Annotated in this window: 14 protein-coding genes and 4 pseudogenes; 7 read left to right on the forward strand and 11 right to left on the reverse strand. The window is 64.0% G+C overall.

Annotation, left to right across the window (positions count from 1 at the left end; translation table 11 throughout):
- Window positions 1-32 precede the first annotated feature (32 nt).
- Complete coding sequence (dnaE, locus tag IVA74_RS26315) at window positions 33-3,536, reverse strand: DNA polymerase III subunit alpha (RefSeq protein WP_247349261.1); 3,504 nt, start codon at window positions 3,534-3,536, stop codon at window positions 33-35.
- A gap of 469 nt (window positions 3,537-4,005) precedes the next feature.
- Complete coding sequence (locus IVA74_RS26320) at window positions 4,006-4,731, reverse strand: outer membrane beta-barrel protein (protein ID WP_247349262.1); 726 nt, start codon at window positions 4,729-4,731, stop codon at window positions 4,006-4,008.
- A 254-nt stretch (window positions 4,732-4,985) separates the two neighbouring features.
- Here IVA74_RS26320 and IVA74_RS26325 point away from each other — a divergent pair, with 254 nt between their 5' ends.
- From IVA74_RS26325 to IVA74_RS26335, 3 genes and pseudogenes are all read left to right on the forward strand, one after another.
- Window positions 4,986-5,303: a DUF3551 domain-containing protein gene (locus IVA74_RS26325; protein ID WP_247349263.1), complete on the forward strand. Its 318-nt coding sequence runs from the start codon at window positions 4,986-4,988 to the stop codon at window positions 5,301-5,303.
- Window positions 5,230-5,454, forward strand: a complete 225-nt coding sequence (locus IVA74_RS26330) for a DUF3551 domain-containing protein (RefSeq protein ID WP_247349264.1) — start codon at window positions 5,230-5,232, stop codon at window positions 5,452-5,454. The genes IVA74_RS26325 and IVA74_RS26330 overlap by 74 nt, the downstream gene beginning before the upstream one ends.
- 145 nt (window positions 5,455-5,599) lie before the next feature.
- Window positions 5,600-6,933: pseudogene (locus tag IVA74_RS26335) on the forward strand (MFS transporter).
- A gap of 10 nt (window positions 6,934-6,943) precedes the next feature.
- On the opposite strand, the gene map reads toward IVA74_RS26335, so the two are convergent.
- Window positions 6,944-7,693 carry a type I methionyl aminopeptidase gene (map, locus tag IVA74_RS26340; protein WP_247349267.1) on the reverse strand — a complete coding sequence of 250 codons (750 nt, stop codon included), beginning with the start codon at window positions 7,691-7,693 and terminating at the stop codon, window positions 6,944-6,946.
- Window positions 7,694-7,920: 227 nt separating this feature from the next.
- Between map and IVA74_RS26345 the strand changes: the two genes are divergently transcribed.
- Window positions 7,921-9,240, forward strand: coding sequence for an epoxide hydrolase family protein (locus tag IVA74_RS26345; RefSeq protein WP_247349268.1), 1,320 nt, complete (start codon window positions 7,921-7,923; stop codon window positions 9,238-9,240).
- Between the two features lie 32 nt (window positions 9,241-9,272).
- Window positions 9,273-9,701 (forward strand): hypothetical protein, encoded by a 429-nt coding sequence (locus IVA74_RS26350; protein ID WP_247349269.1) that lies wholly within the window; start codon window positions 9,273-9,275, stop codon window positions 9,699-9,701.
- 164 nt (window positions 9,702-9,865) lie between these two features.
- Here IVA74_RS26350 and IVA74_RS26355 read toward each other — a convergent pair whose 3' ends face one another.
- Both IVA74_RS26355 and IVA74_RS26360 read right to left on the reverse strand, forming a co-directional pair.
- Entirely contained in the window at window positions 9,866-10,504 is a 639-nt protein-coding gene (locus IVA74_RS26355) for an HD domain-containing protein (RefSeq protein WP_247349270.1), read from the reverse strand.
- An 83-nt stretch (window positions 10,505-10,587) separates the two neighbouring features.
- Window positions 10,588-10,833 (reverse strand): annotated as a pseudogene (locus IVA74_RS26360) (carboxymuconolactone decarboxylase family protein); the annotation flags it as partial.
- A gap of 131 nt (window positions 10,834-10,964) precedes the next feature.
- On the opposite strand from IVA74_RS26360, the pseudogene IVA74_RS26365 reads away from it, so the two are divergent.
- Window positions 10,965-12,368, forward strand: a pseudogene (locus tag IVA74_RS26365) (PLP-dependent aminotransferase family protein).
- A gap of 27 nt (window positions 12,369-12,395) precedes the next feature.
- On the opposite strand, the gene IVA74_RS26370 reads toward IVA74_RS26365, so the two are convergent.
- Window positions 12,396-13,169, reverse strand: a complete 774-nt coding sequence (locus IVA74_RS26370) for a helix-turn-helix transcriptional regulator (RefSeq protein ID WP_247349272.1) — start codon at window positions 13,167-13,169, stop codon at window positions 12,396-12,398.
- 106 nt (window positions 13,170-13,275) lie between these two features.
- Here IVA74_RS26370 and IVA74_RS26375 point away from each other — a divergent pair, with 106 nt between their 5' ends.
- Window positions 13,276-14,355, forward strand: coding sequence for a zinc-binding alcohol dehydrogenase family protein (locus IVA74_RS26375; protein ID WP_247349273.1), 1,080 nt, complete (start codon window positions 13,276-13,278; stop codon window positions 14,353-14,355).
- Between the two features lie 146 nt (window positions 14,356-14,501).
- Here IVA74_RS26375 and IVA74_RS26380 read toward each other — a convergent pair whose 3' ends face one another.
- The 5 genes and pseudogenes from IVA74_RS26380 to IVA74_RS26400 all read right to left on the reverse strand — a co-directional run bounded on the left by IVA74_RS26380 (window position 14,502) and on the right by IVA74_RS26400 (window position 20,103).
- Window positions 14,502-15,203, reverse strand: a complete 702-nt coding sequence (locus IVA74_RS26380) for an ABC transporter ATP-binding protein (protein WP_211398118.1) — start codon at window positions 15,201-15,203, stop codon at window positions 14,502-14,504.
- Window positions 15,204-15,210: 7 nt separating this feature from the next.
- Window positions 15,211-16,491: a lipoprotein-releasing ABC transporter permease subunit gene (locus IVA74_RS26385; protein WP_247349274.1), complete on the reverse strand. Its 1,281-nt coding sequence runs from the start codon at window positions 16,489-16,491 to the stop codon at window positions 15,211-15,213.
- A gap of 72 nt (window positions 16,492-16,563) precedes the next feature.
- Window positions 16,564-17,883, reverse strand: a complete 1,320-nt coding sequence (gene proS, locus IVA74_RS26390) for a proline--tRNA ligase (RefSeq protein WP_247349275.1) — start codon at window positions 17,881-17,883, stop codon at window positions 16,564-16,566.
- Between the two features lie 153 nt (window positions 17,884-18,036).
- Window positions 18,037-19,585 (reverse strand): annotated as a pseudogene (locus tag IVA74_RS26395) (CopD family protein).
- Window positions 19,585-20,103 (reverse strand): YcnI family protein, encoded by a 519-nt coding sequence (locus IVA74_RS26400; RefSeq protein WP_247349277.1) that lies wholly within the window; start codon window positions 20,101-20,103, stop codon window positions 19,585-19,587. Before IVA74_RS26400 ends, IVA74_RS26395 begins: the two are co-directional and overlap by 1 nt.
- Window position 20,104 lies beyond the last annotated feature (1 nt).

The raw sequence follows: 20,104 nt of genomic DNA on the forward strand, positions 1-20,104 counted from the left end.
ACATGCAACCGGCTGCAACTTCGTGCGTGTTGCTAGAGCTGCTGCACGTCCACGACACCCGCCACCGCCTTGATGGCGCCCGCGATCTGCGGCGAGACCTTGAAACGGCCGGGCAGCTTCATCTCGACCTCGGTCTCGAGGTCGAGCATCATCACCAGCGAGACCTCACCGTCGCCGTTGGAGCGCGGCGCGGTGCCGGGACTGCCGACTTTCGGTGCCGCGCCGTTCGACGCCGCCATGTCGGGTCCGGCGAGACGCTTGGCGATCGAGTCCAGCGGCTTGGTGTCGCGCACGAAAATGCGCAGGGCCTTCTGGGTCTTGGCCGCGGCGTCGTCCAGCGGCTCGGCATGCAGCACGCGGGCGCGCACGTCCTCGCCCTGGAGCTCGGCACCGAGCTGGAGCAGCACGGCAGCGCCCGGCTCCAGCACGTCGCGATATTGCGCGAGGCCTTCCGAGAACAGCACCGCCTCGAAATGTCCGGTCGGATCGGACAGGCCCATAATGCCCATCTTGTTGCCGGTCTTGGTGCGCCGCTCCATGCGCGACACCACGGTGGCCGCGACCTTGCCGGCGGTGGCGCCGGTCTTCACCGCGCGCGAGAACTCGGCCCAGGACTGTACGCGCAGCCGCTTCAGCACGGTGGCGTAATCGTCGAGCGGATGTCCCGACAGGAAGAAGCCGATCGCGTCATATTCGCGGCGCAGCCGCTCGGCCGGCAACCATGGCTCGATCTGCGGCAGCATGACGGTCGGCGCATCGGCCGAGCTGCCGAACATGTCGTTCTGGCCGACCGTCTCGGCCTGATGCGCGCGCTGGCAGGCGGCGAGGATCGCGTCCGCACCGGCGAAGACGCGCGCCCGGCTCGGCTCCAGCATGTCGAAGGCGCCGGCCGCGGCAAGACTTTCGATGACGCGTTTGTTGATCGCGCGCGGATTGACCCGCGCGGCGAAATCGGCGAGCGAGGTGAACAGTCCCTTCTTCGTCCGCTCCTCGATGATCTGCTCGACAGCGGCAATGCCGACGCCCTTCAGCGCGGCGAGCGCGTAGTAGATCGTCTTTTCGCCGACCTCGAAGGTCGCGCCTGAGCGATTGATGTTCGGCGGCTCGACCTTGATGCCGAGGCGCTGCGCCTCCGAGCGGAATTCGGAAAGCTTGTCGGTGTTGTTGAGATCGAGCGTCATCGACGCCGCGATGAACTCCACCGGGTAATGCGCCTTCATGTAGGCGGTGTGGTAGGACACCAGCGCATAGGCCGCCGCGTGGCTCTTGTTGAAGCCGTAGTCGGCGAATTTCGCCAGGAGCTCGAAGATGGTGTCGGCCTGCGCCTTCGGGACGCCGTTCTTCACCGCACCGGCGACGAAGATCTCGCGCTGCTTCTCCATTTCGGCGCGGATCTTCTTGCCCATGGCGCGGCGCAGCAGGTCGGCGTCGCCGAGCGAATAGCCCGACATCACCTGCGCGATCTGCATCACCTGTTCCTGGTAGATGATGACGCCGAACGTCTCTTTGAGAATCGGCTCCAGCACGGGGTGCAGATATTCCGGCTCCTCGTCGCCGTGCTTGCGCAAACAATAGGTCGGGATGTTCGCCATCGGACCCGGGCGGTAGAGCGCGACCAGCGCGATGATGTCCTCGAACCGGTCGGGGCGCATGTCGACCAGCGCGCGCCGCATGCCCTGGCTTTCAACCTGGAACACGCCGACCACCTCGCCGCGCGCCAGCATCTGGTAGCTTTCGGCATCGTCGATCGGCAGCGTGGCGAGATCGACATGGATGTCGCGCGGCTTGAGCAGCTTGATCGCGACGTCGAGCACGGTCAGCGTCTTCAGGCCGAGGAAGTCGAACTTCACGAGGCCCGCGGGCTCGACCCATTTCATGTTGAACTGGGTGACCGGCATGTCCGACTTGGGGTCGCGGTACATCGGCACCAGCTCGCTCAACGGGCGATCGCCGATCACGATGCCGGCGGCATGCGTCGAGGCGTGGCGGGTCAGGCCTTCGAGACGCTGGGCGATGTCGAAGGCGCGCGCCACCACCGGGTCTTCGTCGCGGAACGCCTGGAGTTTTGGTTCGCTCTCGATCGCGGCAGCCAGCGTGACGGGCGCGGCCGGATTCTGCGGCACGAGTTTTGTGAGCTTGTCGACCTGACCGTAAGGCATCTGCAGAACGCGGCCGACGTCGCGCAGCACGCCGCGCGCCTGCAGCGTTCCGAAGGTGATGATCTGCGCGACCTGGTCGCGACCATAGCGCTCCTGGACGTACTTGATCACCTCGCCGCGGCGGTCCTGGCAGAAGTCGATGTCGAAATCCGGCATCGAGACGCGTTCGGGATTGAGGAAGCGCTCGAACAGCAGGCCGAACTTGATCGGGTCGAGGTCGGTGATGGTCAGCGCCCAGGCGACCAGCGAGCCTGCGCCGGAGCCGCGGCCCGGCCCGACCGGAATGCCCTGGCCCTTTGCCCATTTGATAAAGTCGGCCACGATCAGGAAGTAGCCCGCGTATTTCATGCGCATGATGACGTCGAGCTCGAACGCCAGGCGCTTTTTGTAGTCCTCGTCAGTGGTGCCCGGCGACAGGCCGTGCACTTGCAGACGGTTGCCGAGCCCCTCCTCGGCCTGCCGCTTCAATTCGGCCGCCTCGACCGCGGCGGCATCGGAGCTTGCGGCAGCGCCGACCGTGAAGAACGGCAGGATCGGCTTGCGCGTCATCGGGCGGAACGAGCAGCGCTCGGCGATCTCCACCGTCGAGGCCAGCGCCTCCGGAATGTCGGCGAACAGCACCGCCATCTCGGCGCGGGTCTTGAAGCGGTGGTCGGGCGTGAGCTGCTCGCGCTCGGTCTCTGCGATCAGCCGCCCGCCGGCGATGCAGAGCAGCGCGTCATGCGCTTCGTAATCGTCGGTCGCGGCGAAATACGGCTCGTTGGTCGCAACCAGCGGCAGGCCCTTGACGTAAGCGATGTCGATCAGGCTGCTTTCGACTCTCCGCTCCTTCTCGGTGTTGTGGCGCTGCAGCTCGACGTAGAGGCGGTCGCCAAACAGGCTGGCCAGACGCTCGCAGCGCGAGGCGGCAATTTCGGCCTGCCCCGCGGCAAGCGCCAGCGAGATCGGCCCGTCCGGACCGCCCGTCAGCACAATCAGGCCTTCGGTCTCGCCCTCCAGCCAGTCAAACTTGATGTGGGAGGCATGGGTGTCGGGCGTCTCCAGGAACGCGCGCGAGTTCAGCCGCATCAGGCTGCGGTAGCCGCGCTCCTGCGCGGCCAGCAGTACCACGCGCGAGGGCAGAAGCGCGTTGCGCGCACTGGGATCCTGGTCGCCGAAATCGATCGCGATCTCGCAGCCGACGATCGGCTGGATGCCGGAGCCCGCCATCTTGTCGGAGAACTCCAGCGCACCGAACATGTTGTCGGTATCGGTCAGCGCCAAGGCCGGCTGATGGTCTTTCTTCGCAAGCTCGGCGAGCTTGGCGATCTTGATCGAGCCCTTGAGCAGCGAATAGGCCGAGTGAACGTGAAGGTGGACAAATCCGGCGCTCGGCATGGTCGCGTGACGGCCTCTTGCAGATGGATGGAGCGGTCGCCGGCACCGGAGGCATCATGCATTCGCCAAGCCGACTCGCCTCACAATGGTGGGGTCTCACCGCTTCAGAGTCCACGCCGGAGCGGCCGATCGGTCGCGTCGTCCCGCTTTTCCCCAAGGGGCACCCGTGAGCCGAGCACCGGTTTACAAAACCGCGGGTCTAGAGCTGCGGAATCACCTGCGCCCAGATTGCGATCATCCCGACGAACAGCGCGATCGAGGCGAGTGCGGCGGCTTCTTCGACGAAAATCCTGAACATGGCTTGCTCCATCACCAGAACGTATGAAGAATATTGTTCTCATTTTGTTCCTGGGAGTCAAGCCGTCTGCGCCATCTTGAAAAGCGATGGTTAACTCGCTGAATTCAAACAATAAAAAAGCCCCGGCACAAGGCCGGGGCTTTCATCAACCGCTCGATGGAGCGATCAAGCTCAGTAACGGCCGAGCATCTGGCCGGGGCCGAACTTGTAGTTCAGGCGGACGAGACCCATGTCGACGTCCTGCTTGACGTGGACCGGCAGAACACCGATGCCGCCGGTCAGGTTCTGATCGTTGCCACCCAGGAAGATGTGGTTGTATTCGGCGCCAACCGACCAGTTCGGAGCGAACCCGAACTCGAGGCCCGCGCCGACCGTGCCGCCCCAACGAGTGTCGTTGGCCGATGCAAGCGACACGCCGCCGAAAGAGGCGTCGTACTTGGTGCCAACCACCGCCGCACCACCCTTTACGTAGAGCAGCACGTTGTTCCAGGCGTAGCCGACCTGACCGGTGATCAGACCGAACGAGTCGATCTTTGCGTTGTTGGTGAAGCCGGAAATCGCTCCAACGTGGCTGCCGGAGAAGTCAGCCCAGTTGCCCTGGCCTTCCACGCCGAACACCCACTGGCCCGACTGCATGCGGTAGCCGATCTGGCCACCGACCGTGCCCCCGGTCGCGTCATGCGAACCATCGCGGCCGAAGCCCACCAGATCCCACGTCGCGTGCGAGGAACCGCCGCCGCCGTTGACGCCGATGTAGAAGCCGCTCCAGTCGTAGATCGCGGCAACCATCGCGGGCGCCTTGGTGTAAGGCCGCGCAGCGAGGTCAGCAGCCACCGCCGGCGCAGCCGCGCCGAGCGCGATAAGGCTCACAGCAGCAAGCAACAGATTCTTGTTCATTTGATTCCCGTTCCAGTTTCGTCGTTAGGCCCCCGGGCCGTGTCGTCGTTCATACCAGCGCTCGACGGAATTGCTGTAACCTCGACGCCACAGTCCGCCTCAAAGGGCTGCGCTTCATTAATGAAGATTTATCAGGGCGCGCTGGAAACCCTTTGAAACAAGAGTTTTCACGAGTTCCAATGTCGGTTACACGACATATACGGCATGCACGCGTAACAACGTCGCGCGCACATTCGCGTGATTGGAGAATTGAAATGCGCAGACGAATTGCTCTCCCCATTTCTGCCATATTTTCGCTCGCGCTCGCCACATTTGCGCTTGCGCCCGGCGGAAACACGCCGGCGCATGCGTTCGGAACTCACCATGCCTTCTGTCTCACCGGCGATGAATGGCCGGGGCTCAGCAATTGCACGTTCGACAGTTACGCGCAGTGCCAGGCGAGTTCGTCGGGCCGCGCCCTCACCTGTATCGCGAACCCGTATTTCGCAGGCCAGAGCGATGATCCCTACGCCTACCAGAACAGGCCGCACGCGCAGACGCCTGGTTATCCGCCGGGCTATTTCCAGCGCTAAGCTGCGTCGCGCTCGCTTCGCGCTCCTTGATTGCCGCTACGCCTCGCACGAGCAGTGCAGGTATTTGGCCGTGGGTCGGTCGGCGACGCGCATTGCGAACCCGTACTTTGCGCAGAAGAAGCCCCCTCGCCGCGCAAGGCGCCTCAATTAAATCGGGACGCTGATATGCGGCCTGCCCAACGTTCAGCTTCCGGTGTTGACGCCGACTGATCCGGGTTTAAGTACGACAGAGAAATCTTGCAGGGGTGGCGACGTTTGCTGGGCTGGTTCCCGTTGACGCCACCATTGCAGGACACATGACGACATCGCACCGAGCGACCTCGCCCCGCGCGACCGCGGCCTCAGCACCCCTCATCTCGCCATCGTCCTGTTCTCGCTCGCGATGGGCGGCTTTGCGATCGGAACCACCGAATTCGCATCGATGAGCCTGCTGCCCTTTTTCGCCGCCGACCTCGGGATCGACGAGCCGACCGCAGGACACGCAATCAGCGCCTACGCGCTCGGCGTCGTGCTCGGCGCGCCACTGATCGCCGTGCTCGGCGCGCGATTGGCGCGGCGCGCGCAGCTATTGGTCCTGATGGCCGTGTTCGCGCTCGGCAATGCCCTCACTGCGCTGGCGCCGGGCTTTGGCTGGATGATCGCAGCGCGTTTCCTCTCGGGATTGCCCCACGGGGCCTATTTCGGCATCGCCACGCTGGTCGCGGCCTCCCTCGTTCCGCAACATCGCCGCTCGCAGGCGATCGGCCAGGTGATGCTCGGCCTGACCACTGCCACCATCATCGGCGTGCCGTTGGCCAATCTGATTGGGCAGGCCGTCGGCTGGCGCGCGAGCTTCGGTCTCGTGTCGGTGCTGGCGTTGCTCACGGTCCTGCTGTGCGCCCTGTTCGCGCCACGCGACCAGGCAGGCCGGTCCGATCCGCTGCGAGAGCTGGGAGCGCTGCGAAGCGGCCGCGTCTGGATCACGCTGGCGATCGGCGCCATAGGCTTCGGCGGCATGTTCGCCGTCTACACTTACCTGGCGACCACGCTGATCGAGGTGACCAAGGTCAGCCCCGCGGTCATTCCGCTTTTTCTGGCCGTGTTCGGCATCGGCGCCACGCTCGGCAATCTGTTCGTGCCGCGCTTTGCCGACCGCGCGCTGATGCCGACCGCGGGCGTCATCCTGTTATTCTCGGCAGTTGCGCTGCTGGTGTTTCCGCTTGCCGCCGGCAATCCCTGGCTGCTGGCGGCAGACGTCTTCGCGATCGGCGCCAGCGTCTCGCTCGGCGCCATTCTCCAGACGCGGCTGATGGACGTCGCCGGAGACGCGCAGGCGCTTGCGGCCGCCCTCAACCATTCGGCATTCAACACCGCCAATGCGCTCGGCCCGTTCCTCGGCGGCATCGCCATTCGCGAGGGGCTGGGCTGGACCTCCACCGGCCCAGTCGGCGCCGCGCTGGCGGTTCTGGGTTTCCTGATCTGGATCGTCGCCTATCGCGACGCCAGATCTGCTGAAGCCGAATCTGCTCCGGTCGATGTCAGCTCGGGAAGCAACGCGGCCGCACCGGAGAATCCTCCGGCGAAACTGGCGCCACCGTTGGCGCCGGATGATCGAAGCCGTTCGAATGCCGCCAGTGATCCGGTGGCTTGAGGACGCCTCCTCAACCAGCCATCGTAACGATCAAAGGTCCGCTTCGGGTGGCGATCACGGTATGCTCGTATTGAACAGTCGCCGCTTCGGGGCTGCTGTAGAGCGTCCACGGATCATCGCCATCCTGTGCCCACTCGGCGCCCAGGGACAGGAATGGCTCGACCGTGAACACCAGGCCGTCGCTCATGATACGGCGTTCCGAGCGGTCGGGCCATGTCGCGATCTCCGTCGGCTCCTCGTGGAGCGACAGGCCGACACCGTGGCTAGCAAGGTTCCTGACCAGGCTGTAACCGTTCTTCCGCGCGAAAGTCCCGATGGCCTGACCGATGCCGGCAATCGGTTTGCCGGCTCCAACCTGCCGCAGGCCCGTCCACATCGCGCGCCTTCCATCCCTGCAAAGACGTTCGACCACGCGGGTTACGGGCGGAACGGCGAATGACGCTCCCGTATCCGCAAAGAAGCCGTTCTTCGCGGCAGACACGTCGATGTTCACAAGGTCGCCGCGCGCGATCCGTCGCTCACCCGGAATGCCGTGAGCGATCTCCTCGTTCACGCTGATGCAGGTCGCCCCGGGAAAGTCGTAGGCCAGCTCCGGAGCCGAACGTGCGCCGGCAGCCTCCAGCAGTGTTCGTCCGATCTGGTCGAGCTCGGAGGTGGTCATGCCCGGCTCGAGCGCCTTGCCCATCGCCTCGAGAGTGTTGGCGACGATGCGTCCGATCTCTTTCAGGCTGGTGAGGTCGTTGTCATCCGAGATTGTCATATCAGGCTCTTCCGAAAGCCGGGGCATAGCGCTTGTGAAGCCGGCTTGCAAACGGAAGGACCCATGCCAAATCGCGTCGGCGCAAATGCTTCTTGCCGGACGGCCCGGTCTTTCGAAAACGCACGACGTGACGCACCGGACCTCGCAATCGCCGTTCATATGACATTTCAGCGATGCTATCCCCCTGTCGCTCTCGACAACACAGACGAGAGAACTGGAGAATGTTCATGTCTGTCACGAACAACGGAATCGGCCGGCGAGACTTCGTTGCATCGTCGCTGGTCGGTACCATTGGCCTTACCTTTCCGCTCACTTCGATCGCGTCATCCGCTCAGGCCGCAGAAAGCACCGCAAGCCCCGCCGGCGACGCCAGCATCCGCAAATTCAATATCAACATCCCCGACTCGACGCTCGATGACCTGCGCCGGCGCATCGGAGCAACGCGCTGGCCCGACCGGGAGACGGTGCCCGACATCTCGCAAGGCGTGCAACTCGCGCGGCTGCAATCTCTTTGCGGCTACTGGGCCAAGTCCTATGACTGGCGCAAGATCGAAAAGCAGCTCAACGCACTGCCGCAGTTCATCACCGAGATCGATGGCCTCGACATCCATTTCATCCATGTCCGGTCACGCAATCCCGACGCGCTGCCCATCATCATCACGCACGGCTGGCCGGGTTCGATCCTCGAAATGCTCAAGACCATCGGACCGCTGACCGATCCCGTAGCGCACGGTGGGCGCGCCGAGGACGCCTTCCACGTCGTCATCCCCTCGATTCCCGGTTACGGCTTCTCGGCGAAACCACGCGAACTCGGATGGGGCCCGGACCGCGTAGCGCGCGCCTGGGACGTGCTCATGAAGCGGCTCGGATATGTCAGATACGTCTCCCAAGGCGGCGACCATGGATCGGTGATCTCCGACGCGCTCGCCCGTCAGAAACCTGCTGGCCTTCTGGGTATCCACGTCAACATGCCGCCGACTGTGCCTGCCGAATACGTCAGGGGCATCAATGCCGGCGATCCGCCGCCTGCAGGCCTTCCTGAGCCGGAACGCGTGGCCTTCGAGACCCTGAGCAAGTTCTTCGCGCGAAGCGCGGCCTACGGCGCGATGATGGTGACGCGCCCGCAGACGATCGGTTACGGGCTTTGCGACTCGCCCGCGACACTCGCTGCATTCATGTACGAGAAGATCTCCGAGTGGACCGATAGCGGCGGCGAGCCCGAGCGCGTGCTGACCAAGGACGAAATCCTGGATGCCATCTCGCTCTACTGGCTCACGGATACCGGAGCGTCGGCCAGCCGGTTCTACTGGGAAAACAACAACAACAACTTCAGCTCCGCCGCGCAGAAGACCACGGAGATCACGGTGCCGGTCGCGGTGACCGTATTCCCTGCCGAAATCTATCGCGCGCCGAAGACATGGACGCAGCGCGCCTATCCGACGCTCCATTACTTCAACGAGGTCGACAAGGGCGGCCACTTCGCGGCGTGGGAGCAGCCGCAGCTCTTCGCCGCCGAGATGCGGGCAGCGTTCAGATCGCTACGCTAAGACGTCAATCCGTGAACCGAGGCGGCGCTGTCATGGCGCCGCTTGGTGGCTCTTTCGGCCTCTCGGCGGCGCCGTCGCTTCCCTGCGCATGGCGCGAAGAGCGCGTCGGCTGTGATGACCGACAGGACGGGTCTGACGTCAGTGTGGACGCAGCTCGTGGCGTCGTGCTCGTCGGCGGCATCGGCTCCGACGAGCCCTTGGACAGCAGCTTCGCTGCCGAACGTCAGCGCGACGTCGTCGCCGCAATTGGATTCAAAATAGAGCCGCGCTTAGAGCCTGTCCGTAGATCATTGCGGCCACAAGTGACAGCAGCAGACCTGCCCCCCAAAAAAATCACAAGTATCTTTAAAGTTTCGACGTCAACGTTGGTTCTCGTCGCCCGGAATATCGCCTTCGCCAGTGCAGTCATCATCGCCCGCTCCAAAGCAGACCGCGTGACAACGCGGCCTGACTTCGTCTAGCGTTGTTGGGCGCGTTTGCGTGTGAAGCAGATTACAGGTGATTGGCGCAACGACAGTTTTTGATTACGCACCTGGGCATGATCATCATGAGCAGGATCGTGTTGCGATCCTGCTCACGTCGCCGCCCAACGCAAAATTCCTCGGCGACGTCGTTACGCGACGGCTCAGGTCTGCCAGGGCGTGTTGCGGATGCGCGTGCATGCGTTCGGCTTGCGAAATGCCGGATCGCGATCTTCGATGTAATCGAAATTGACCGTCCCGAACGTCGTCTGAGGCTTCTTCAAGGCCGAGCAAGTCTGCACCTCGAGGAATTCGTTCTTGAAATCGCCGCGCGGAAACGCGGCGATCACCTCGTCGCGTTGCTCTTGTGTGTAGTCGTCATATCCAACGCCCACGACGTCCACCAAAACCCCTGCGTTCGTGAGCGCGATTTCCGGCTTCATATACTGCGGAATTCCTGGCGTGGTATGCAGCGCAATCGCCTCCCACACCAGATCGGCTTGCGGCTGAGCAACGCCGTGCCCCCTGAGAAATTCTCGCGCGGCGTCGGCGCTGTCGACTTCAAATCGCTTTGTCTCGGTGTGGTAATGATCGACAAGGCCGAGATCGTGAAACAGCGCCGCGACATAGAGCAACTCGGAGTCGAATTTCAGCTTCTGACGCACGCCCTTGATCGCGCCGAATACATAGACGCGAACCGAATGGTTGAACAACATCTCGGTTTCGTACTGGCGCACCAGCTCGGCCGCCTGCCGTGCCATCTTGCTGTCGGGAATCCTCACGCCGGAAATCATGCTTGCCATTTTTCAGGCTCCTGGCTTTGTCGCTGCGATTGCGGCCGTCAGGCCGCCTTCTCCATCGCAGCCTGCGGCGTATTTCGGAAGCTGAAGAGATTGCCGGCCTCAGCCCACGCCTGCAGCAGCGCGAGCTTTTCGATCTTCTGGCCGCTCTTAAGCAGATCGCGCGTGTGCATGTCCAGGCAATAGGCGCAGTTGTTGATCTGCGATATGCGCAGGTAGACCAGGTTCACCAGCGTCGCAGGAAGATTGCTCTGCATGACGTAGCCGTAGACGCCGCCCAACGTTTTCACGCCCGCCGGTGCGATGTGGTTGTAATCGAGACGCATGGTCATTTTCTTACTCCATGATGTCGGTCTGTTCGCCGGCCTTGGTTGCCGGGTACTTTCATCTGCCCCCATAAGTGCTACCGCCATGGTCCACAGAAAAGTACCAAGAACGCACGAAAATCGTGTACCACGGGGACATGACCAAGCCGCTGCGGTTGAAGCTTGACCGCTCTGCGAAGACGCCGCTGGCGGAGCAGATCCGCAAGGGTATCGGGAATGCTATCGCGAGCGGTGTGCTCGCCCCGGGGGCTCGTCTGCCTTCCTGGCAGGACATGGCAGCCCAACTTGGCGTCGCGCGAGGTACAGTGCGCTCGGCGTACCAAAAACTCTCCTCCGCCCAACTGATCGTAGCTTCGCGCGCGACAGGAACGCACGTCGCGGACCGGCCGTCCCTCGCCGCTCGGCAGGAACAAGCCCCGGATTCCGGCTCATTCATGGAGATGTACCGGGAGCTCACCGCGGGGCCGGCTGTTTTTCAGATGGGCGTGCCTTCGAACGAAACCGTTCCCGCCAAGCTCTTCGCGAGAATGCGCGCGCAGGCGGTTCGTGCAGAAATGAGCGCACCGGCGATCTATCCCGATCCGCGGGGCGAGCTAGACTTGCGCCGCGAGATCGCGGCTTACCTTGCGCTAGCGCGCGGAATCGAGTGCGCACCTTCCCAAATCATCATCACCAGCGGTTTCAGTGGCGGCCTCGGACTGGCGCTCCGCGTTCTCGGCCTCGAGCAAAAAAGGTCTGGGTGGAGGATCCAGGCTTTCCCTTCACCCGTAAGGGGCTCGAGCTTGCGGGATTGTCGATCGCGCCGATCCCGGTTGACGCGGACGGCATCGACGTCAATTACGGCCTGAAACATGCTCCTGACGCGTCGCTGGTTGTCGTGACTCCAGGACAGCAGGCACCGCTTGGATTCACCCTGTCGCTGGCAAGACGTTCACGCCTGCTCGAATGGGCCGCTCAAGAGAGGGTGTGGGTGATCGAGGATGACTATCTGAGCGAGCTTCAGCTAAAGGGCCGGGCTACGCCGGCGCTTGCCTCTCTCGATCGTGCTGGGCGTCATCCACATTGGGTCTTTTAGCAAGACAGTGACGCCCGCCTTGCGGCTTGGCTTCGTCGTTGCGCCCGCTGCTCTGGCGCCACGCTTTGCCGAAGTTGCGGCATGCCTCGCTCCGGCGCCCGGGCCCTCCGTACAGATCGCAACCGCCGAATTCATCCGCGACGGCCACTATCTACGGCATCTTCGACGGACGAAGCGGGCCTATGCCGCGCAAGGCGATGCGCTGCTGAAATACCTGAAGGCACGCGCCAGGGACGTTGCGATCGCCGGATTGGCCGCGGTCCTGCGACTGCCGGACGGGACCTCCGACGTCGCGATCGCGAGGAAAGCGGCATCGTTCGGATTGGCGCCCACGCCCCTGTCGCTATGGCATGCGTCCGCGGCTTCGGCGCGATCCGGACTGTTGCTGGGCGTCGCCACATCTCCCCACAAGAGGATCGAGGCATCCTGCGACCGGCTCCTTCAGATCATCGACCGTCATACGTGACGAGCTTGGGCCCTATGATTCCGCAATCTACACGGGTGTGTAGATCACCAGCTTCAGCGCCGGATCGTCATTGGCCTGAAAACTCGTGTGTTCGAACTGGAGCACGCCCCTGGTCGGGTGGTTCATGGTCTTGAGGCCCGCGGCGGTGCTGCGGATGTCGTGCGCTTCCCACCATTTGACGAATTCCGGACTGCCCTCGCGCAGCCGCGTGAGCAACTCCGAGAAGGCGGGATCGCCCGCCCAGACGTCGTGGGTGGCGCGAAACATCGCGACCATGCTCTTGGCGACGTCGTTCCAGCCGGCACCATAGAACTTTCGCGTCTGCTTGTTCGTCATCACCAGCAGCAGCGTGTTGCGGTCCTGCTCGGGCAATTGTCCGAACCCGAAGACCTCCTCGGCCGCCTCGTTCCAGGCCAGCACGTCCCAGCGCCGCCCCGTGACATAGGCCGGCTGCGTCAGGCTCTCGATCATCCGCCGAACGGGCGCCGGCACGATCTCGCGCGTGAACGCGCGCTTGTCACCGTCGCGCGCCAGCGCCTTGAGATGGGCATGCTCGGTCTTGCTGAGGCGCAGCGCGCGGGCCAGCGCGTCGACGGTGGTCACCGACGGACTGACGGTGCGGCCCTGCTCGAGGCGGATATACCAGTCGACGCCGATGCCGGCGAGCTGCGCGACCTCTTCGCGACGGAGCCCTGCGGTGCGGCGCCGCCGGCCAGCGGGAAGCCCGACGGTCTTCGGCGACAGCTTTTCGCGGCGGGACCTGAGGAAGTCGCCGAATTCGACGCGGCGTGGATCGGCCATGATGACATGCCTCGATGGAGGGCCTAGACAATACTAGGATAATACCAGGCCTTCCTGCGCCTGGAAAGGCGGCGCATATCGGCTTCACCCACTTTAAGGTGAGATCATGAAAGCTGCCGTACTGAAATCCTTTGGATCCCCGCTTGCGATCGAGAAAGCCCCGGACCCTGTGCTCGGGACCGGCGAGGTGATCGTCGACGTCGTCGCCACGCGCGTGCTGTCTTACATGAACGAGGTCTTCAGCGGGATGCGCAACTATGCGCTCGACCTGCCGATCATCCCGGGTCCTGGCGGCATCGGACGGGTGCGTGCGATCGGCCCGGACGCGACGAAGCTCAGCGTGGGCGACTGGGTCTTCTGCGACCCGACGGTGCGCTCGCGCGACGAAATCGTTGCACCCGACATCGCCCTGCAGGGACTGACTGCCGCAGGTCCCGGCGGCATGCTCCTGCAAAAGCACTTTCGCCACGGCTCGTTTGCCGAGCAGATGCGCGTGCCGACGGAGAACGTGAAGCGCCTTGGCCAAATCACGTCCGACGAAGCCACGCGATGGTGTGCGCTGGGGACGCTGCTGGTGCCCTATGGCGGCTTCCTTGCCGCCAACCTTCAACCCGGCGAGACCGTGCTGGTGAGCGGGGCCACCGGAAATTTCGGTAGCGCAGCGGTCTCGGTCGCGCTCGCGATGGGCGCGGCCTGCGTGGTCGCCCCCGGCCGCAACGACAAGATTTTGGCCGATCTCGTCGGGCGCTTTGGCGACCGCGTGAGGCCGGTCAAACTCACCGGCAATGAGGACGACGACTGCGAGAACATGAAGCGTGCGGCTCCCGGGCCGATCGATTGCGTGTTCGACATCATGCCGCCCTCGGTGAGCACGACCGTCGTGCGCGCGGCGATCATGACGGTGCGCGCTTACGGCCGCGTCGTGCTGATGGGTGGCGTCGGCATGGCGGGCGGCGCGGGCCTCGAGCTGCCCTACCCCTGGATCATGCGCAACTGCATCAGCATCCACGGCGTCTGGATGTACCCGCCTGATGCAGCAAGCCGCCTGATCGCGCTGGTGCGAGCCGGACTGCTGCGGCTCGACGAATACGAGACCACGGCCTTCGATCTCGACCATGCCAACGAGGCGGTCGAACACGCCGCAGCCAATGGCGGTCCGTTCAAATTAACGGTGATCCGGCCGTAAATCGTCTTCCGCGGCGGCGATGCGCCGCCGCGGCTGATATGCCCGACATGTCAAATGGCTGGAGGAAGTCACCTCTGACGTAGCCGGCCACGCCCGGCTACTGTGCATGGGGTTGTTTTCGCGTTTTTCATTCGAGCTCGATGACGTTACTCGAGCTCGATGACCTGGCCGTTCGACAGCGACACGCGCCGGTCCATGCGGCCGGCGAGCTCCATGTTGTGGGTCGCGATCAGCATGGAAACCTTGGTCGCCTTGACGAGCTGCATCAGGGCCTGGAAGACGTGGTCCGCGGTGTGCGGATCGAGATTGCCGGTCGGCTCGTCCGCGAACAGCACCCGCGGTGCGTTGGCCACCGCGCGCGCGATCGCAACGCGCTGCTGCTCGCCGCCCGACAGCTCGGAGGGACGGTGCGTGATGCGCTCGCCGAGGCCGAGATAGCCAAGAATCTCCTTGGCGCGCTTGACGCTCTCGGACTTCTTCAGGCCGCGGATCATCTGCGGCATCATGACGTTCTCCAGCGCGGAAAACTCCGGCAGCAGCCGGTGGGACTGGTAGACGAAGCCGATATCGGTGCGGCGGAGCTGGGTGCGCTCGATGTCGGGCAGTTGTGAGGTCGGCGCGCCATTGACATAGACCTCGCCGGAATCGGGAGCTTCCAACAGCCCCGCAATGTGCAGCAGCGTCGACTTGCCCGAGCCCGACGGCGCCACCAGCGCGACGGATTGACCCGCCCACAGCGCGAGCTTGGCGCCGTCCAGGATCGTCAGCGGCACCTCGCCCTGCAAGTACTGCCGTTTTATCTCGTGGAGATAAATGACCGGTACATCTTCCGCCCCCTGCTGCTCCATCAGCCCCTCACTCGTACCGCAGCGCTTCGACGGGATCGAGGCGTGCGGCCCGCCAGGACGGATACAGCGTCGCCAGGAACGACAGCGTCAGCGCCATGATGACGACGGCCGAGGTCTCGCCGATGTCGATCTCGGCGGGCAGCTTCGACAGGAAATAGAGCTCTGGCGAAAACAGCTCGGTGCTGCTCAGCCAGGACAGGAATTGCCTGATCGACTCGATGTTGAGGCAGATCACCAGCCCGACGAAGAAGCCGACCATCGTACCGACCACGCCGATCGAGGCGCCCGTGATCAGGAAGATACGCATGATCGAGCCTTGCGAGGCTCCCATCGTGCGCAGGATCGCGATGTCGCTGCCTTTGTCCTTCACCAGCATGATCAGGCCGGAGACGATGTTGAGCGCCGCGACCAGCACGATCATGGTGAGGATCAGGAACATCACGTTGCGCTCGACCTGGAGCGCGTTGAAGAAGGTCGAGTTGCGCTGGCGCCAGTCGACCAGGAACACCGGCCGGCCCGCGGCCTCCGTCACGGCCTGGCGAAACGCTACGATCTGATCCGGATTGGTGGTGAAGACCTCGATCGAGGTGACGTCGTTGCTGCGGTTGAAATAGGCCTGCGCCTCCGCGAGCGGCATGAACACGAAGCCGAGATCATACTCGGACATGCCGATCTCGAACACCGCGGCGATCTTGTACGGTTTTATGCGCGGCGTCGTGCCCATCGGGGTGACCGCGCCCTTCGGCGCCACCAGCGTGATGCTGTCGCCGGCGTGCAGCGACAACTGGTCAGCGAGGCGCCGGCCGATCGCGACCCCCTGCCCGTCGTCAAAACCCTCGAGCGAGCCTTGCTTGATGTTCTTGGCGATCGAGGTGAGGTTGTTGAGGTCGTCGGAGCGGATGCCGCGCACCAGGACGCCGGAGGCGTTCCACGGCGATGACGCCAACGCCTGGCCGTCCACCACGGGCGCGGCGAGCCGGATGCCCTGGACCTGGCTGAGACGGTCGGCGACGTCCTTCCAGTCGGTCAGCGGCGATTCCAGCGGCTGGACCAGGATGTGGCCGTTGAGCCCCAGGATCTTGTCGAGCAGTTCCTTGCGGAAGCCGTTCATGACGGCCATGACGATGATCAGCGTCGCCACTCCCAGCATGATCCCGAGAAAGGAGAACCCGGCAATGACCGAGATGAATCCCTCCTTGCGGCGCGCCCGCAAATAGCGCGCCGACAGCATCCACTCGAATGGCGCAAAAGGCGCGGTCTGTACAGTCTTGGTCATGGGTTCATCCATCGGTTGATAATCCCATGATTCGGGGTCAATTGTGGCCGGATTGCCGGCCCATTACCGCGCGGTGAACACTATTCAGCCGGCGAGGCGCGCAACCACGTCCGCAGGCGACATATTCTCGCGCGAGCCGTCGGCACGCCGCTTCAACTCGATCTTGCCGTCGGCGAGCCCCTTCGGCCCGATCATGATCTGCCAGGGGATCCCGATCAGGTCGGCGGCGGCGAATTTGGCCCCGGCGCGCTGGTCGGTGTCGTCGTAGAGCACGTCGACGCCCTTGGCGGAAAGCTCCGCATAGAGCTTCTCGCAGGCCGCATCGACCGCGGCATCGCCCTGCTTGAGGTTGAGAATCGACACCCGGAACGGGGCCACGGCCTCGGGCCATTTGATGCCGGCATCGTCATGGCAGGCCTCGATGATGGCGCCGAGCAGGCGGGAGACGCCGACGCCGTAGGAGCCGCCGTGGATCGGCACGTCGACACCGTCGGGACCCGCAACCAGCGCCTTCATCGCGTCGGAATACTTCGTGCCGAAATAGAAGATCTGCCCGACCTCGATACCGCGGGTGTTCACCCGCTTGTCCGCGGGCACTTCCTGCTCAAAGCGCGCGGCGTCGTGAACGTCTTCCGTGGCCGCATAGACCGAGGTCCATTGCTTGATGATCGGCGTCAAATCGCTCTCATAGTCGACGTCCTCGCCCGGCACCGGCAGGTCCAGCACGTCGCGATTGATGAAAACGCCGGATTCGCCGGTCTCGGCCAGCACGATGAACTCGTGGCTGAGATCGCCGCCGATCGGGCCGGTCTCGGCGCGCATCGGGATTGCCTTCAGCCCCATCCGCGCGAAGGTGCGCAGATACGCCACGAACATCTTGTTGTAGGCAACGCGCGCCGCGGCCTCGTTAAGGTCGAACGAATAAGCGTCCTTCATCAGGAACTCGCGGCCGCGCATCACGCCGAAGCGCGGGCGCTGCTCGTCGCGGAATTTCCATTGGATATGGTAGAGATTGAGCGGCAGGCTCTTATAGGACTTCACATAGGCACGGAAGATCTCGGTGATCATTTCCTCGTTGGTCGGCCCGTACAGCAGCTCACGCTTGTGGCGGTCGGCGATGCGCAGCATCTCCGGACCGTAAGCATCGTAGCGGCCGCTCTCGCGCCAGAGGTCGGCGAGTTGGAGCGTCGGCATCAACAGTTCCAGCGCACCGGAGCGGTCCTGCTCCTCGCGCACGATCTGCTCGATCTTCTTCAGCACACGAAAGCCGAGCGGCAGCCAGGCATAGATGCCGGCGGCCTCCTGTCGGATCATGCCGGCGCGCAGCATCAGCCGATGCGAGACAATTTCCGCCTCTTTCGGATTTTCCTTCAGGATCGGCAGAAAGAACCGCGACAACCGCATGGCAATACTCGAGGAATCAGTGACGGCTTGCAGTGAAACCGGATTGGGAGCCAAAACACAAGACCGGGAATGAGGAAAAGCCGCTAAGGCAACGGAATTCCTGTCATTTTTCCGTCGACTTCAGGTTCAGCTTGAGCTGTCGAAGAGCCGGATTCAGGGCGCCCCCACCTCGAGTTCGTCCTCCAGCGTGATCATCTCGAAATCGGTCACCAGCGCGTCGATCCGCATATGCCAGCGGCCGGCAAAGGGAAGCTCGACCTTGCGCACGTGCCAGTAGCCATCGGGTCCTAGCGAAGCGTTCCGCTCCATCGGCTCGATGCCCCGTTCAGGCAGGCTCAGGGTCAGCGTCGCTTCCTTGGCGGTCAGCGGCGTCGCGTCGCCGGTCATGAGCTGGAGCACGAAATCGTCGAGCCCGGCCTTACCCGGCGAGACCAGGACTTGGAACATCGCCTTGTCGGTGTGAATGTGGATGGCGAGCGGCGTCTCCGGAACGATCGTCCGCGGCGGCGGCGTGAAGCGCCAGCCCGCGACGACGGCAAAGATGCCGAGCGCGATGGCGCATTCGAACAGGATCGAGCGCTTGAGGGCTGGCGCGGCCTTGTGATCCCCGGGGAGCGCCGGGGTCAGGCGAAAGCGGTTGAGCGCGGCAAGCGCCAGCAGCACCAGGACCAGCGCCAGCTTGATCGAGAGGATCAGGCCGTAGCGGGTCTCGACCAATGCAGACAGCTTTTCAAGCTGGACGAAGGCGAGCGCGAGGCCGGTCAATGCGAGAACGCCAACGACCGGGACGGCGATGTGGGAAAAGCGGTTCACGACAGGCAATGCCGCGGCTGGCGACTTCGACACAAGTGCAGCGAGCGGGACCAGCGCGCCAATCCAAAAGGCAACGGCGAGGCCATGCAGGAAGATAGCAGGCCGCGTGAGCGCCTCGGGCGGTGCCGTAGTGCCCGGTCATGGCGAGCGACAGACCGACGCCGACGAAGGCGATGAGAGCAAGAGCGCGTGCATACCCCGTACCGCGCAGCGCCATTAACGCGAACAGCATCGCAGCGATGGCAACAAGCAGCGCGGGGCCGGCGCTAGTCTCAAATGCGACTTTCCAGGGAGCAATCGTCGCGAGAGCCGCCAGCGGCAGCCCAAGAAGATCGAGACCCAGCGCACCAAGGGACGCAACCGCGCTCGGAAGGCCGATCGCGAGCGCTATGCGCGGCACGGCCATGCCGGTCATCGACCACGCAACGCAGCGCGCAAAGAACACGCCGCCGGCGCCGACGAACAGGCCAAGATAGAGACCGACCCGCGTCAGCCAGATCAGCACGTTCAATCCGCTATCCGCGTTTGCCGGAGGTTGCGTCCCCGTCGGCCGGCCGATCGAGAAGATCACCGATCCCGCGACGGGATGGCCATCCTGCGAGATCACGCGATAGCTGACGACCGCCGTGCCCTGCGGCAGGTCCGCCGGCATCGCAATCGAGATCGTCTCGCCCGATGCGCTGACGCGCACATCACCCCGCGCCCTGCCCGCGCCGTCGATCAGTTGGATCGCGCCCGGCGTCACCGCCTCGTTGAAGCGCAGCTCCACCGTCTTCGGCGCGCTCGCGAGCATGCTGCCGCTCGGCGGCTCGACCGCGACGAGGGCCGCGTGCGCCGAGGCGCCGGTCGCGAAGCCGACAAAGAGGAGCAGCGCGGCGAGCAGGCGCATCAGGGTTTTGGCAGGAGTTTTACGCCCGGCGCCGGTGACTTGCCCTCGCGCGAATGCCCCGCTCCCTCCGCTGGAATCTCGATCCAGCGGCTGACGCCGGTCTCGCATTCCTGGACGACGGGGAAGTACAGAATCGTGTTCGGCTTGAGCGTGTCGGTCAGGGCCGTGTGCATGACGAACTCGTCATAGTTCTTGTCCGGCAGCTTGCCGCCCGACCAAGTCACCTCCTTGACGCCGGAGGAGAGCTTGGTGCCGTGATAGTCGTATTCGCCGGCATATTTGCCCTCGACGACATCGACGTTCCAGCCGGCCTTCGGCATCGGCTTCACCGCGATCACGCCCTCGGGGATCTGCACCCGGATCTTCACCGTCGGCGAGCCCGCGCAACCGTGCGGCACGGCGAAGACGGCTTTGTACGATCCCCCCACAGTCGCCTGCTTGGCTTCGAGGAAGACGTGCGCGATCGCCGGCGTTGCCGCAAATGCGCTCAGAAAAATCAGCCAGATTCGCGTCGCCATG

This window comes from Bradyrhizobium sp. 132 (assembly GCF_023074185.1).
Lineage (GTDB): Bacteria > Pseudomonadota > Alphaproteobacteria > Rhizobiales > Xanthobacteraceae > Bradyrhizobium.